Here is a 15,259-nt window from a genome sequence, read left to right as displayed (position 1 = left end):
CCTCAAAGATGTCACGCCTTGGCTGGAAAAGTGAAAGCCTTAAAGACCTTACTCGAGTGACTCAATAGGGCGCGGGTTGGCTGGCCAAAGGTCAGCAGGGAAAAACGTTTCTGAAACGATTCTCTTCAATTTTTTAACTGTTTCAGGGGATGGGCTTGCAGTGATCAAATCATTAACTGATTCGGAAAGTGAGAACCAACCATCATCTTCACAAGTATAAACATGAGCAGGGATTACTTGACCCGAACGCTCGGAAAGTAATTTGTGCTGAGAAACAATAGCGTCTGCGCCACAGATTGGACATTTAACTTTTTGGGCAATCATTTTATTTCCTTCTTGGTTGTAGGGGCTAAGAGGATACCACTGCCGCCTGAGGTGGAGAAGTAAAGCAGGCTGACCACCGGGAAAGGCCGGTAGAGACATAAACCTGACAGCCGGGAAAGACCGGCACCTAAAATCACGGAGACATAACCAATGAATACCATCGTTCCTAATAGCGGCAAAGCGGTAACCCTCCGCAATAAGCGCACCGGCGCGCCTTGGGTTGCCTCGTTCGACCACACGCGCAGCGTCTACCGGTTTGAACCAACAGGCAACTTGCGCGCCATCAAGGCACCGTTCGAAGCACCCGGCATCCCGGCGGAGTTCGAACCAGCTGGTACCCACTGAGGGTATAAACCATGACCATTCGGCGACATGTTTGGAAGGACATAATCATCGGTTGTTCTTTGTTCTGGGCGTTTGTGTTCTTTCTAATTTTTGCACTTTCTAATTAAAAAATAACCGGCACCTGACGGGCAATTACTTTGCCCACGGGATCCCCACGCCTGAAAGGCACCAAATCGCAATTATTTAACGAGGTGTAGATGTGAAAACTTTTAACTCGGAAGTGGCCCGGCAAGCGCAGGCCAAATATTGCAAAGAAAAGCAATATCCACATTTCGCGCCACTTGATGGAATTTGTTATCGCTGCAAGCGGGACATTTATCAGCAACAAACCGCATCCGCGCGCCCTACTGGCATTTCAGTTCAAGAGGCTGGCAGCAAGCTGATCTGCTTCTGCCCTCACTGCAACCGGAGCTATGACGATTAGACGTAAAAAAGCCCGCACTAGGCGGGCCATCTTACCCATTTTACATCTGGGTGATGGGTAGCCGGGGAACCACCCCCAGCAACCGAGACATAACCAATGACCACTATCGCAGTCAATGATCGACTGCATTCTACCTAAATTCAGGAGAATTGCATAATGCAAAACATGTATGCCTATTATCTCAAGGCAAAACAGAAATCCGGCAAACCTTCCCTTTTCATTTATTTTGAAGCGAAGAACGACGCCCGGGCGCTGCGTGATCTGGAAAACAAAATTGAAGATGCCGAGCTGGATCCGAAAGAGTATTTCAAACCAGTTCGCACAAACTTCCCGGTGGTCGACGACCTGCCTATCGAAGGTGTATTCAGCGAACCTTGGTGTGACCGTTATTGCTTAGGTGATGATGGTTTGACGTGGGAGCTGATCGTTACCGAACCCGCGCAACAGCTGCCGCCGGTAACCGCAAAACAGCCAGCAAAAGACGAGACCACATATTCCGCAATAGACCTCGACAAGCATACTGTGATTGCCGCCGCGTGGCTGTTTGGCCGTGACTGCATGAAAATGACAGGGGAGCAGTTGAAAGCAACAGCCAGGCTTATGATGGATGACTCGCAGCGGTACCCGCAAAACGTCATCATGGCCCTCTCCAATCTTAAGGGGTTCGATTACGTTTACCCGGACATGCCGATAGTGGCCATTGCAGCCATAAAGGCTATCTGGCCACCATTCGATAAAGCGCCAGAGCTAGGCAAAATTAGTCAGTTCGCAACCGAATACCTGAATGCGAAAGTAGATGATCGCCAGTCTGTCATTTCCAAGTGGCAGACGTCGCCCGGTGCCGCAAATAACTCACAGGTAGAATTGCCGCGCACGTCGTCCAGCGCACTGGCCGGCACAGGCAAGAAACCAGCCTACGGCACACCAATAGCGTCCTTTAGCGAATTGGAAACAGTTACCTACCTTGCTCACTACCCATCTGATTTTGATATCAGCAGGCCGCCAATCGGCATTGTTAATGCAGTAAAAGAGATGAAAACGCGCAAAGAAAAGTCCCCATTAGCATGGTATGGACAGTTGTCCGAAACCCCCGGCATTCTGGACTTTTCCCGTGAGGCCGTTGGTACGCTTATCCGCAATGCGCCGGAAACCCTACACCTAACACCTGGCCCACTACGCGACTATATCAATGCGAACCTGATCGAGATTGACGACAAAACAGCGAAGGTAAAAACCCATGCTCAAACCCAATCGCTGCCGCAGGGCGAGGCAGGCTCACTGGCTGATGAACAGCTTGAGAATGAAACGCTGGCAGGCGCAGCAGCAGGTGTTGGCAGCACGGCGCTGGCGGGCGAACTAGTCAGCATGGGAAGTGGTCAGTTCGATGTGTCCGCACTCTTTGAGGCTTCCCCACTTCAGAACGTGCCTGTAGAACCTGCGCCGGAAATCGCCTCAAATGAAGGCGAAAAAGAAGAAGTGGACGCCGCTAAGGATCTTGACCCAACAACGCGCAGCGCGTGGCTGCGGCGCGAAATCATGTTCGCCCTGGACGGTAAAACGTCAGTGATGAGTAAGGATGATGTCGAGGAGCTTCTCACAAAAGCTGGCGATTTTAATCACGTATATCTCGCCAGGCTGCTGGCCAAAGAGATAGAGCCTTGTGATCCCTTCAAGCAACTGGTCGAGGATGATATTTATCACCTCACCTGCGATGTACTCGAGGGTTGGCTTGATGATAAATCCCACCGGATTGATCTGATCAACGAACGCATTGAATCTTATCTGCGCGAAGGTAGCGCAGAGCCTCAAAGCGTCACCCTCGAAAACAAAGAAGTTGTGGAGGTATCCACTCCAGTGAGCGAAACCGCTCCAGAGGAGATCGCCAACGAAGAGGCAGAACCTGCCGTAACTTTCCCGGCCTATTTCGAGCCTGGTCGTTACCACGATATCCCGAACGACGTTTACCACGCGGCGAACGGCATCAGTAGCACCCAGGTGAAGGATGCACGGATCAGCCTGATGTACTTCCATGGCCGCCACGTCATTAAGTCCATTGCACGTGAACGTAGCGATTCCCTGACATTCGGCTCGCTCGTCCACACGATGGCGTTGGAGCCGGAAAAGCTGGCCAACGATTTCAACATCGAGCCAATCATTCCTGAGGGTGCATTCACCGGCGTAGCATCGATGCGCGCATTCATCGAGAAGCACAACGCCACACTGCCAAAAATGACGGACTCGGACACGTTGCGTTCAATCCTTGATGAGCACAACGCCAAGTTGCCTACACCTTACGCGCTGGGCGGGAACGCTGATGAAATCGGCCGGATTTACACCTTGCTACCGCAGGAGTTCCAGAGTATCGCCGAGGGGCAGAAATTCACTGCCACGGCAATGAAAGCCTGCATCAAAGAGTACAACGCCACACTGCCCGAAATGCTGAAAACTACCGGCGGCCGTGATGCTCTGCTCGAGCAATTGGCAACCATTGATCTGGAATTCGCCACGCGTGAAAAAGCCATCCCTGCGCCGCTGCCGATCAGCGGGACAAAAGAGGACATGGCAGCCCGGATCAAAACGATTCTGCCTGAAGCCATTTTTGCGGATGAAATCCTTGATGCGTGGACGTCGTCAGATGACGGCCGCCAACTGGTGACCCAGCAACAGTTGCAGGCGGCGAAAGCCATTCAGCGCGCCCTGTTCACTCACCCGTCTGCTGGCCCTCTGCTGCAACACCAGAACCGCGCTGTTGAGGTGAGTTACTTCGGGATCGACGAAGACACAGGCCTCGAGGTGCGTGTCCGCCCTGACCTTGAAATCGACCTTGATGGTGTTCGCCTGGGTGTGGATCTCAAGTCGACCAGCATGGGCCGCGTGAAACAGGATTTTTTACGTGCCAAATTGCACCGGGAAATCATCGACCGCGATTACCACCTCAGCGCGGCCATGTACTGCGACGTTGCCGCCTTCGATCAGTTCTTCTGGATTTTCGTGAACAAGGACGAGGGCTATCACTGGGTGGCCATCGTTGAGGCCTCGCCTGATCTGTTGGATCTGGGACGACTGGAATACAAAAAAGCGATGCGCGATATCAAGCAAGCTTTCGACACCGAAACATGGCCGGCACCGATCACGGAAGAAGTGATCGACGACCTGAACGATTTTGACCAACGCCGCCTTGAAGCGCTGCGCATTGCATAAGGGGAACGAAAAAATGAGCAATATCACTTTGGCAGAAGAAAAAACGAACTCGGTTACCGACTCCAACATTGCCCTGTTCAATCCTCAATACCTGACAGCCATCAGCAACTTTGCGCAGGTGATGGCCAGCGGCGTGGCCACGGTTCCCAAGCATCTACAGGGCAACCCTGCCGACTGTATGGCAATCGCGATGCAGGCAGCACAGTGGCAGATGAACCCCTTTGCAGTAGCGCAGAAGACCTACACGGTGAGCGGGATCCTCGGCTATGAGGCACAGCTCGTCAACGCGGTGATTTCCACGCGCGGGCCGTTGGTTGACCGTATCAACTACGACTGGTTTGGGCCATGGGATAAGGTCATCGGTAAATTTGAAGTCAAGAAAGGAGACAGAGGGGAATACCGCGTTCCTGGCTGGCAGATGGCGGACGAAGAAGGGATCGGCATAAAGGTATGGGCCACTCTCAAGGGGGAGGCTGAGCCTCGAGAACTTACCCTGCTGCTGGCGCAGGCCAGAACCCGCAACTCTACGCTGTGGGCCGATGACCCACGCCAGCAGTTGGCCTACCTGGCCGTTAAGCGTTGGGCGCGCCTGTATTGCCCTGAGGTCATTCTCGGCGTGTACACGATCGATGAGCTCGAGCAGCGGAACGAGAAAGAAATCAATCCGGGAGCCCCTGCTTCACGGGTAAGCGTCAGTCAGTTGACTGAACCAGTTGCGGCAGCGCAGCAACAAAGCAGCGCCCCACCGGTGGACAGCGACGGCATTGCGGCAGATATCCGGGCGGCGATCGAACAGGCGAAGGCTCCCGAACAAACCACGGCGATCCGCGCGCAGGTTGAGGAGTTAAAACAGAAGTTGGGCATCACGGATTACACCGAGCTGAAAAACAAAGTGGTCAAGCGTCACCGGCAGATCACCACGGCCACAACCGTAAATGCGCAGCTTAAAGCCTGCAAAACGCAAGAGGAATTTTCCGCAGCGGAAGCTTTGGTTCGCCGTTCTGAGCGTGACCTCTGTGCCGATGATCTGGAGCGTTTCCAGATCGCACTGGATGACATGCGTTCTGAGTTTAAGGAGTGATGCATGCTAATCGGATTCGTTCTGTTAGTTAGCGCCTGTGGTCACAATTTCTGTGATGCGCTGCCGGTATCCGAGCGGGTGTACTCGACCAAAGCTGAATGCGAGCAGGTGAAAGAAGCGATCCAGTTGCGCCGGCCACACGCTGTTCTTTTTTGTGGCGAAGCCTACCGACCTGAAAACTGATTTCCAAAAACCAAACCACTCCGGCCATCGCGTTTACCATGGTGGCCGGTTGTGTGCTCGAGGCATAACCATGACCAAATTACTGACATTAGAAGAATGGGCAGATGAAGTTTATACGGACAAGTCCAAGCCTACCGTACCGACGCTCCAGCGGTGGGCAAGGAACGGGAATATCTACCCGACACCGGATAAACAAGGCAGGCAATACCTCGTTAAGCCTGGCGCAATCTATATCAACCCAAACGACTTGAATCTCGGAAAGAAAATAAGAGACGCCCAAAGCGCCGAGCCCGCACGGGCCGCGTTTATGGAGAAGGTAGTCAATGGCACGGCGAAAGGACGGGTATGATATGAAGCTACCCAAGAATTTAACTTATCGTCGGAAAGGTAAATCTTTCTATTGGCGCAATCCTGTGACCAAAAAAGAAATATCGCTAGGGCCTATCGCGCGCAGGGATGCTATTTCACAAGCGATCGAGGCCAATCACTACATTGAGCAGAACTACTCCCCCGTCCTCTTGCTGGACAAAATAAAAGGGACGCAAGAATACACGCTGAATTCTTGGCTTGAGCGATACGATGTCATTTTCAAACGCCGTAAGCTTTCCGAGAGCACTTACAAAGCTCGCAAGGGACAAATAACCATCATCAGCGAGAAGATGGGCGCAATGGTGTTGTCAAAAATCACGACACGCCATATCGCCGAATTTCTAGAATTCTGGGTGGTTCAAGAAAAGCATACTATGGCCACCACCATGCGATCAGTGCTGTCTGACATTTTCCGCGAAGCGATTGTCGAGGGCCACATTGATACCAATCCGGTGACACCAACGCGAGCAGCCACAGCCACTGTAAAGCGTGAACGCCTGGAGCTAGACCAATACATTGCCATTCGTGAAGCGGCAGCAGCACTGCCCGCATGGTTTGGCCTTTCGATGGATCTTGCACTGATAACCGGCCAGCGCCGGGAAGACGTGGCACTCATCCGTTTCGAGCATATTGTTGATGGCCGGTTGCAGATCACCCAGGGTAAAACTGGGGCCATGATCTCCCTGCCTCTGGATTTAGAGTTGCGCGTGTTGGGGCTCAAACTGGAAACGGTTATTGAACGATGCAGGCAGGCCAGCACCACAGGCTTTATGGTCAGTTCCGGGATCAGGAAAAACAGCAAAGATGGATCGCTTAATCCGGATAGTTTGACCAAGAAATTTGTAGCGGCCAGGAAGCTGGCAGGAATAGTTCTTGAGGATTCGCCGCCGACGTTCCATGAGATCCGAAGCTTGGCCGGGCGACTTTATGAGAAGGAAAAAGGGAAGGAGTTTGCGATGAAATTGCTGGGGCATAAGTCGGTAAAAATGACGGACAAATACCTCGATACAAGGGGGAAAGAATACGTGATGCTGTAAAAGACCGAGTATAGAAATTCGAGTAAAATTCGAGTAAATTCGAGTTACACAAAATTAATAGTTATAAATCAATAAGATAAAAAAAGACCGAGTACGATTCCTATACTCGGTCTAGGGAAAGGGCTCTTGGGAGAGAGCCGTGCGCTAAAAGTTGGCATTTATGCAAGGTTTGTTCAACCGTGCATTCTAAGAATAGTCCAAGGTGCAAGTTTTGCCAGCCCAGCGCACACAAGTGATAGTTACAAACAGAAATTAATTACGTACATCTCGTCACCACCCGTAAACTTTTGCATAAGTATCGGGTGGTTAGCTGATTAGTCAGCACACAATTTTTCTGCTCTTTCGCGGAAAGGTTGCACGCTCATTTTCTGACCAGGGTGGTTGGCGTCATCCAGCAGGATCACATCCAGCGATTGGGCACGCTGCTGCCCCGCTTTCACCTGTGCTTCTGCTGCTTCATTGAGTGGATACTGCATCAGGGTGCTGTTGTTAAGCACAAACAAGGCGGCCCCTTTGCGACATTGCAGCGTGACTTCCTCTTTGGTGAACGCCCACTGTTTGCCGTACTCCAGCTTAGTGACGTTAACCAGCTTATCTGCCGCCAGCGCGCTCGACGCCGTTGCCAGCAGCGCAATACCAAGAATTACAGATTTCATGTTTTTGGCCTTAAGTTGCGATTTAAATCGATTTTCCCGCAGTTTGAGGGCATCCGGCAAGGCGCAATGTCATACCGGCGCATAGGTTGCAAATAAACTCACCAACAGCAGCACCGCAGCCCCCAACGCCACCTCAAGCCAGCAGGCGATCACCACCCCGCGCTGTGCCAGATTGGGGGTGGTACGCATTGCGGGGACGATAACGTAACGGTTGGCCAATGCCACCATTACCATCAGTGCCACCAGCCCGGCTTTCACTAACAACAAACGTTGATAGGCGGAGCCGAGATCGACTGGCCAGCGGCCAAGGATGATCAGGCTGTTGATTATGCCCGTGACGATCACCAGCACTACGGCAACATGACCCCAGCGGGAGAAACAGATCAAGGTGGAGATCGCATCACTACGCCACTGCGGTTGTGGCAAGTAGCGCAGGCAAAACAACAACGGCAACAGGCTGCCGAACCAGTAGCCTGCGGCCAACAGGTGCAAGGCGTGGTTAACTCGGTGTGCTATGCCCAATATGCCCGCATGCATCGCCGCATGGCCGATAAACGCCATGTTGATCAGTAGCAGTGCCGAGCACAGCGTCAACGCTTGTCCCCGCTTTGCCGCAGGCAGCAGCAAGGCTAACAAGGCCAGCAGGGAAAAACCCAGATGCCAGCGCCAGGCCTCACCAAAGGTGGTGCCCAACACCGCCCACCAAATGCTCAATTGCCAGGTATCCGCCCAGCCATCACCCATCAATCCGGCCTGAATAGCCAGCATCAGCAAGGCGGTTAGTGCGGAGATCCAGGTCGAGGCGAGCAGCAGCGGGCGCACATCGCGGGTGATTATCGGGGAAAGGCGCTGTGGCGACAGGACGGCGGTGAACAGGCTGACGCCAAACATCAGCATCACCGCCGTAAAGTGCACAAAGCGACACAGCACAAACAGGGTCGCCAGAGTCATAGCTTAGTTAACGGTAAAGCTGTACTGACCTTTGGTTTTATGACCGTCAACGGAAACCACGTGCCAGCTGACCTGGTATTTCCCCGCAGCCAGATCACTTTCAATCGGTACGTTAATCTGGGTGTTGTTGCTTGGATCCAGATCCAGCTTGCCGGTTTTAACCACGGCGTTATCTGGGCCGGTCACTTTGACACCGCTGAAGTTAGGCTCGATGCCTTCGGAGAAATTCAGCGTCAACACTTTTGGCGCAGAGCTTACGGTGGCGTCTGCCGCCGGAGTCTGTACTTTCAGGTGGGCATGCGCCAACGCCTGCTGAGAAGACAAGCCGACAAACAGTACAAAAATGGTGGAAAGCAGGCGATAGGATGAACGAATTTTAGCGATCACGGAGGAGTCCTTTATCAATTATGTAGGTGATAAGGGCCAAGACCGGTTACGCGGAGCGATGTTTCCGCAGCCTCAACCCACCACTGTGATTGCGCCACGGGTAAACAGCAGAAGGAGTGGGTAACTCACTGTTATAACTCTCTACCTCCCGGTAGCGTATCGCGTTAAATCATAACGACGGTGAATCGGCAAGTCGAGCACATCACTGATATTTTGCGATCTGGCAGCACGTATCGCTATAGCCGCCCGATAAACACAGGGCAAAAAAAACCGCGTACGGTGAAAAGTACGCGGTTTTCAGATTGATGACAAAAGCGGGTTATCAGGCCTGGCCGTTACCGCTTACTGCCTCGGCACCCATTCTCTTCAGATCTTTATCAATGAAGAACAGTGCCTTGCCGCTGTTGCCTACCAGCGCCAACTTGTCCAACACGGATTTGAACAGCTTCTCTTCTTCGTGCTGCTCGGCAACGTACCATTGCAGGAAGTTGAAGGTTGAGTAGTCTTGTGTGGTCATTGCCACGTGCGCCAGTTCATTGATTTGACGAGTGATCAGTTGCTCATGCTCGTAAGTCTGCTGGAAAACGTCCGCCAGTGATTCAAACTCTACCGGCGGTGCAGAAATGCTGCCGATCAGTGGCAAAGCACCAGTATCACTGAGGTAGTCGAACAGACGCTGCATGTGCTGCATCTCTTCACGTGAATGTTCTTTAAGGAATGCTGCAGCCCCTTCGAAGCCTTTATCGCTGCACCAGGCGCTCATTTGCAAATACAGATTGGCGGAATAGAATTCCAGATTCAGTTGCTCATTCAGTTTCGTGGTCATTGCTTGCGTTAGCATGAGGATCCCTATTATTTTTGCAGGTCATAAACTTAATTGACTACATTATGCCTTGATTAACACAAAATAAAAACACTTGATTTACATTCATTAATTTAAGATTAAATTTACCTGTAAATTCAATTGGTTATAAAATAACTTATTTTAACATTAAATTATTATGATAATCATTTTCATCTTTATATTTACAGTAAGACGAATCATTCTTATTTAACAAAATAAACCAGCGACATTAGGCTTAAACATTATATCACCCTGCTTTTTGTAATGGCTCTACGCCCAGAGTCTGAAGATGATAGGGATATGTTGGCTTGAGAAGCTTGCCAAGCGCGGCACGGTAGATTACCTTCTGCGCTGAGTTGCCGTTACACACTAGAAGGAAAATAGCATGGGCTACAATCTGGCAGAACTTTCCAAAGACGAGATGGACAAGGTGAACGTTGATCTGGCCGCGTCTGGAGTAGCATTCAAGGAACGCTACAATATGCCGGTGATCCCTGAGATGGTGGAACGTGAGCAGCCAAAGCATCTGCAGGACTACTTCCGCGAGCGTGTGATGCACTATCGCGTCGAATCACACAAATTCTCTCGCCTGCCTTACGAACCTAAAATGAAGTAATGGCCCCTCACCCTAACCCTCTCCCACAGGGAGAGGGAACCGATCGAGTGTGTTTGAAATTTCTCGGGACTCACCTTGGATGAGGAGGTGATCGATTTTGCCAAAGTTACCGATTTACCTCCAAATGAGCAGGGGCTAACAGCTCCCTCTCCCTATGGGAGAGGGTTGGAGTGAGGGGGCAGCAAAACGGTCGGTAGCCAGCATCAGCTGGTGCAAAATACCCGGTTCATCCGTGGAGTGCCCTGCCCCTTCGACAATATGAAGTTCAGCCTCAGGCCAGGCTTTGGCCAGATCCCACGCGTTTTGTACCTGACAGGCCATATCGTAACGGCCATGAACGATCACCGCCGGAATATGACGGATCAACGGAACGTTGCTCAGCAGTTGGTCATCGCTGTCGAGAAAGCCCTGATGGCTAAAGTAGTGGTTCTCAATACGGGCAAAGGCCAGCGCGAAATCATCTTCGCCAAAGGAGGCGGAGGCACCGCTTGGTAACAGCGTTACCGTTTCCCCTTCCCACACGCTCCACAGTTTGGCAGCCTCAAGCTGCACTTGCAGATCCGGTGACGTCAGGCGTTGACGGTAGGCAGCAATCACGTCCTTGCGTTCTTCCTCCGAAAGGATAGACAGCACCCGCTCCCATTTATCCGGAAAGAAGCGGGAAGCGCCGTCTTGATAATACCAACTCAGCTCCTGCTTACGCAGCGTGAAGATCCCCCGCAGCACCATCTCGCTGACGCGTTGCGGATGCGTCTGTGCATAGGCCAACGCCAGCGTGGACCCCCAGGAGCCACCAAAGACCAGCCACTGATCCACTCCGGCCATGACACGCAATCTTTCAAGATCGTCAACCAGATGCCAGGTGGTGTTATTGTCCAGGCTGGCATGCGGTTTGGAACGGCCACAGCCGCGTTGATCGAACAACAAAACCTTATAGCGCTGCGGGTCGAACAACTGGCGATGATAAGGTGCGCTACCACCGCCAGGCCCACCGTGGATAAATACCGCAGGCTTACCGTTTGGATTGCCACTCAGCTCCCAGTAGATCCGGTGCCCATCTCCAGTATCCAGCCAACCGCTGTCATAGGCGGATAATGGCGGGTACAAACCTCGTAATTGTTCCATGGCGCGTACGTCTCTCTGTGAGTGATACCCTCATCAAAGCCGAAGCCGCTCATCAGGTCAACGGTAAAACGCTAAAACCTCCACCTATACCAACATGTTAGTGTGCGTTTGCTCAAAATGAAGTCGACTTGCTTTTACGCATATGGGGTTCGCGCATTTCTTGTGCGGTTTTGGCTTCAATACTCAGCTCTGCCGTGGGGCGTAATAACAGGCGTGGCAGGCCGATAGGCTCACCCGTTTCAAGACAATAACCGAAATCACCGGTTTCCAGGCGCTGCAGGGCGGCGGCCATCTTCGGCAGCAGGCGGGTTTCCCGATCCAATTGGCGGAACAGCAGGCGCAGATCTTCTTCGCGCGCGGCTTTATCCGCTTCGTCACCGCTAATATCGCCGCTGTCGATATCACGTTTCAACACGTCGATGTGCTGCCAGAGTTTTTGTTGCTCGTCCAATAGGCGTTGGCGGAAAAACGCCCGCTGCTCCGTATTCATGTAATCAGATTCTGGCATCGCCAGCAGTTGTTGCTCGCTTAATAATGTCATGACTGTCATGGCACACTCCGTGTACATAAGTTTGTTACATTATAACATTTTTAACACATAAAGGTTAATAATAAATAATCATTGGATAAACAAGGCGTTGACGTTTCCATACCCTTTGCTGCTTGCATATGATGGCCGCTAGGGGGTTAATGGTTCAGCAAGCCACCCAACCATAGGTTAACCAAGAGGCCATCATGAGTAAGGGAATGGACAGCAAGAAAAATGCGAAGAAGAAACCGTTGAAAACCCCAGCCGAGAAAAAAGCGGAGAAACGTTCCAAGAAAGGACAGTCGTCTACATCTGGTGAGTAAATCAGTTTCTGACCGTAGTTAAACCCGCCGAGGCGGGTTTTTTGTTACCTGCGAAAAGACAGGTTGGCATCCCAACCTCATATCGTTAAGCTAGGGAGTAGACTTTAGCTGGGAACATCATGATGTTACGTGTAATCGATACTGAAACCTGTGGGCTAGACGGCGGCGTAGTGGAAGTCGCTTCCGTTGACGTGATCGACGGGCAAATCACTAATCCGATGAGCGACCTGATCAGCCCAGATCGGCCTATCGGCCTGGACGCCATGGCCATTCACCACATCACCGAGCAGATGGTTGAGGGCAAGCCGCGTATCGCTGTCGCTATTGGGCGTTACCAGGGCAGCCAATATTATGTTGCGCATAACGCCGCCTTTGATCGGGCCATGCTGCCAGAAATGAACGGTGCCTGGATTTGTACCCTCAAGCTGGCACGTACGCTGTATCCAGACATTAAATATGGTAATCAATACCTGCGTTATGCGCTGAATCTGGATGTGCAACTGCCGCAGGACTCCGCGCTTTATCCACACCGTGCACTGTACGACTGCTACGTAACCGCCGCACTGCTACAACGCATTGTGCAGGACTCCGGTTGGACGCCAGAACAGATGCTGGAAATCACCGAGCAGCCGGTATTATTGAAAAAATTCAAGTTCGGCAAATATCGTGGGCAATCTATTGAGCAGGTGGCGCTGGAAGATCCTGGCTATCTGCGTTGGATGCTGAAATCAATCGACGATCTCAGCCCGGATATGAAACACACGTTGAAATACTACCTGTTGGGTTAATCAAGCGGGCAGTCTCCTGCCCGCGATGATTTATTCCGCCAGCGCCAGAATAAACGCATATTCCAGTGCAATATCTTCGTAGGCCTTAAAGCGCCCAGACTTGCCGCCGTGGCCGGCATCCATATCGGTATACAGCAGCAGTTGGCGATCGTCGGTTTTCAACTCACGCAGTTTCGCCACCCACTTGGCAGGCTCCCAGTATTGCACCTGCGAATCATGCAGCCCGGTGGTGACCAGCATATGCGGATAATCCTGCGCTTTCACCTGGTCGTAGGGGCTGTACTGCAAGATGTAATCGTAATACGCCTTGTCGTTTGGGTTGCCCCACTCGTCATATTCACCGGTGGTTAGCGGGATGGACTCATCCAGCATGGTGGTTACCACGTCCACAAACGGCACCTGAGCCACTACGCCATTGAACAGCTCAGGAGCCTGGTTGACTACCGCGCCCATCAGCAAGCCACCGGCACTGCCGCCCATGGCGAATACTCGGTCAACATCGCCATAGCCCTGCTCTACCAGTGTCTTGGTGACGTCGATAAAGTCGTTAAAGGTGTTTTGTTTGTTGAACAGCTTGCCGTCTTCATACCAGAGCTGCCCCAGTTCGGCACCGCCGCGAATATGCGCCAGCGCGAAGACAAAGCCGCGATCCAGTAAGCTTAGGCGGCTGGCACTGAATGCCGGATCCATGCTGCTGCCATAGGAGCCGTAGGCATACACCATCAGCGGGTTCGCCCCATGTGCAAAGCGGTCAGCACGGTAAACCAAAGATACCGGCACCTCAACGCCGTCACGGGCTTTCACCCACACGCGCTCGCTACGATAATCTTCCGCCGTGAAGTTTTTCACTTCCTGCTGCTTGAGCAACTCCCGCTCGCCACTGTCCAGATTCAGCTCATACAGCGTGGTTGGCGTGGTCATGGAGGAATAGCCGTAACGCAGCACCTCGGTTTCCGGGTCCGGATTATAGGCCAGCCAGGTGACGTAGGTCGGATCGTCAAAAGCGATGCTCTTGTCTTCACCGCTCTGCCAGTGGATTTGGCGCAGCTGGGTCAGCCCGGCGATGCGCTCCTCCACCACCAGCCAGTCACGGAACAGGCTGAACCCTTCGAGCATGACATCGGTGCGCGGGGCAATCAGTTCCTGCCATTGGCTTTCCTCAGCCTGCTCGCTCTGGTACAAGCCAAAGTTCTTGCCGTTTCTGTTAGAGCGAATGTAGAAATGCTCACGGTAGTGATCGAGGGCATATTCGTGATCTTTACGGCGCGGCGCAAACATCTGCGGCTTACTGTCTGCACTGTCCGCATCCAGCAACAGGATCTCTGAGGTGGTGGTGCTGCTGAGGTGGATCAGGATAAAACGCTCGGAGGTAGTTTTTTCCAGGCTGACGTAGAAAGTGTCATCCTGTTCCTCGTAGATCAGCACGTCCTGCTGCGGATCGCTGCCCACCACGTGGCGATAGACCTGATACGGGAGCAGTGTCTTGGCATGTTTACGCACGTAGTAGACGGTGGCGGAATCATTCGCCCACTCGAAGTTGCCAGAAGTGTTTTCCAGCACCTCGTCGGCCCAGCTATCGTCGCCTAGGTTCTTGAAACGGATATCGTATTGGCGGCGCGACAGGAAGTCCTCCGCCACGGCCAGGCGCTGGTTGTCCGGGCTGACGTCCAACCCGCCCAGCGTATAGAACTCGTGCCCTTCCGCACGCTGATTGCCATCGAGCAAGGTGTCCCAAAGCTCGGTAGCCGCTGCGGGTTGCCGCACATACAGCGCATATTCATTACCCGGCTCATAGCGGGTCTGATAGCGGAAACCACGCCTGACGTAAGGCACGGAATGTTCCTGCTGTGGGATACGCGCGACCATCTCCTGATACAGAGTTTCGCGCAGCGCCTGTTGCGGCTTTAGCTGCGCGTCGGTGTAGGCATTTTCAGCCCGCAAATAGTCCAATACCTGGGGGTCGGTACGTTCGTCATCGCGCAGCCAGTAGTAGTCGTCCACACGCGTGTCACCATGGATGGTAATTGGGAAAGGCCGTTTTTCTGCCTTGGGAGGTGTCATCATTGCTAAATCATC

At 52.5% G+C, this 15,259-nt stretch carries 17 protein-coding genes; 9 read left to right on the top strand and 8 right to left on the bottom strand.

Annotated elements, in window-relative coordinates; genetic code table 11:
* Positions 1–48: 48 nt before the first annotated feature.
* On the bottom strand, positions 49–324 hold the full coding sequence (locus tag ACKWMY_RS17535) for a hypothetical protein (RefSeq protein ID WP_409486695.1): 276 nt from the start codon (positions 322–324) through the stop codon (positions 49–51).
* A 150-nt stretch (positions 325–474) separates the two neighbouring features.
* Between ACKWMY_RS17535 and ACKWMY_RS17530 the strand changes: the two genes are divergently transcribed.
* From ACKWMY_RS17530 to ACKWMY_RS17500, 7 genes are all read left to right on the top strand, one after another.
* On the top strand, positions 475–669 hold the full coding sequence (locus ACKWMY_RS17530; protein WP_209526789.1) for a hypothetical protein: 195 nt from the start codon (positions 475–477) through the stop codon (positions 667–669).
* 199 nt (positions 670–868) lie between these two features.
* Positions 869–1,093: a hypothetical protein gene (locus ACKWMY_RS17525; RefSeq protein WP_173409103.1), complete on the top strand. Its 225-nt coding sequence runs from the start codon at positions 869–871 to the stop codon at positions 1,091–1,093.
* Between the two features lie 156 nt (positions 1,094–1,249).
* Positions 1,250–4,294, top strand: a complete 3,045-nt coding sequence (locus ACKWMY_RS17520; RefSeq protein ID WP_409486694.1) for a RecE family exodeoxyribonuclease — start codon at positions 1,250–1,252, stop codon at positions 4,292–4,294.
* Between the two features lie 13 nt (positions 4,295–4,307).
* Complete coding sequence (locus tag ACKWMY_RS17515) at positions 4,308–5,375, top strand: RecT family recombinase (RefSeq protein ID WP_409486693.1); 1,068 nt, start codon at positions 4,308–4,310, stop codon at positions 5,373–5,375.
* A gap of 3 nt (positions 5,376–5,378) precedes the next feature.
* Positions 5,379–5,558, top strand: coding sequence for a hypothetical protein (locus ACKWMY_RS17510; protein ID WP_173409101.1), 180 nt, complete (start codon positions 5,379–5,381; stop codon positions 5,556–5,558).
* A gap of 70 nt (positions 5,559–5,628) precedes the next feature.
* Positions 5,629–5,907 carry an excisionase gene (locus tag ACKWMY_RS17505; RefSeq protein ID WP_173409100.1) on the top strand — a complete coding sequence of 93 codons (279 nt, stop codon included), beginning with the start codon at positions 5,629–5,631 and terminating at the stop codon, positions 5,905–5,907.
* Positions 5,882–6,964 carry a tyrosine-type recombinase/integrase gene (locus ACKWMY_RS17500; RefSeq protein ID WP_409486692.1) on the top strand — a complete coding sequence of 361 codons (1,083 nt, stop codon included), beginning with the start codon at positions 5,882–5,884 and terminating at the stop codon, positions 6,962–6,964. Before ACKWMY_RS17505 ends, ACKWMY_RS17500 begins: the two co-directional genes overlap by 26 nt.
* A gap of 314 nt (positions 6,965–7,278) precedes the next feature.
* Here ACKWMY_RS17500 and ACKWMY_RS17495 read toward each other — a convergent pair whose 3' ends face one another.
* The 4 genes from ACKWMY_RS17495 to ftnA form a co-directional block, all read right to left on the bottom strand.
* A complete protein-coding gene (locus ACKWMY_RS17495; RefSeq protein WP_021806756.1) occupies positions 7,279–7,620 on the bottom strand; it encodes a YebY family protein in 342 nt (113 codons plus the stop codon).
* A 69-nt stretch (positions 7,621–7,689) separates the two neighbouring features.
* The gene (gene copD / locus ACKWMY_RS17490; RefSeq protein WP_409486691.1) at positions 7,690–8,571 is read right to left on the bottom strand and encodes a copper homeostasis membrane protein CopD; all 882 of its coding nucleotides are present in this window, start codon (positions 8,569–8,571) and stop codon (positions 7,690–7,692) included.
* 3 nt (positions 8,572–8,574) lie between these two features.
* Positions 8,575–8,958 carry a CopC domain-containing protein YobA gene (yobA, locus tag ACKWMY_RS17485; RefSeq protein WP_024530221.1) on the bottom strand — a complete coding sequence of 128 codons (384 nt, stop codon included), beginning with the start codon at positions 8,956–8,958 and terminating at the stop codon, positions 8,575–8,577.
* Between the two features lie 322 nt (positions 8,959–9,280).
* Complete coding sequence (gene ftnA / locus ACKWMY_RS17480; protein ID WP_021806759.1) at positions 9,281–9,799, bottom strand: non-heme ferritin; 519 nt, start codon at positions 9,797–9,799, stop codon at positions 9,281–9,283.
* Between the two features lie 388 nt (positions 9,800–10,187).
* Between ftnA and ACKWMY_RS17475 the strand changes: the two genes are divergently transcribed.
* Entirely contained in the window at positions 10,188–10,418 is a 231-nt protein-coding gene (locus ACKWMY_RS17475) for a DNA polymerase III subunit theta (protein WP_021181054.1), read from the top strand.
* Between the two features lie 135 nt (positions 10,419–10,553).
* Here the strand turns inward: ACKWMY_RS17475 and pip are convergent, their stop codons facing one another.
* The gene (pip, locus tag ACKWMY_RS17470) at positions 10,554–11,543 is read right to left on the bottom strand and encodes a prolyl aminopeptidase (RefSeq protein WP_074028610.1); all 990 of its coding nucleotides are present in this window, start codon (positions 11,541–11,543) and stop codon (positions 10,554–10,556) included.
* Between the two features lie 112 nt (positions 11,544–11,655).
* The gene (locus ACKWMY_RS17465; RefSeq protein WP_021806760.1) at positions 11,656–12,093 is read right to left on the bottom strand and encodes a TraR/DksA C4-type zinc finger protein; all 438 of its coding nucleotides are present in this window, start codon (positions 12,091–12,093) and stop codon (positions 11,656–11,658) included.
* A 421-nt stretch (positions 12,094–12,514) separates the two neighbouring features.
* Between ACKWMY_RS17465 and exoX the strand changes: the two genes are divergently transcribed.
* Positions 12,515–13,183 carry an exodeoxyribonuclease X gene (gene exoX / locus ACKWMY_RS17460; RefSeq protein ID WP_024530219.1) on the top strand — a complete coding sequence of 223 codons (669 nt, stop codon included), beginning with the start codon at positions 12,515–12,517 and terminating at the stop codon, positions 13,181–13,183.
* A gap of 30 nt (positions 13,184–13,213) precedes the next feature.
* Here the strand turns inward: exoX and ACKWMY_RS17455 are convergent, their stop codons facing one another.
* Positions 13,214–15,247, bottom strand: coding sequence for a S9 family peptidase (locus tag ACKWMY_RS17455; protein WP_409486690.1), 2,034 nt, complete (start codon positions 15,245–15,247; stop codon positions 13,214–13,216).
* Positions 15,248–15,259: the final 12 nt, after the last annotated feature.

It is taken from the genome of Serratia sp. J2 (genome assembly GCF_046269175.1).
Classification (GTDB): Bacteria; Pseudomonadota; Gammaproteobacteria; order Enterobacterales; family Enterobacteriaceae; genus Chania; species Chania fonticola_C.
The sequence above is the reverse complement of the archived record's forward strand: the minus strand, read 5'-3'. Positions and strand labels throughout refer to the sequence as shown.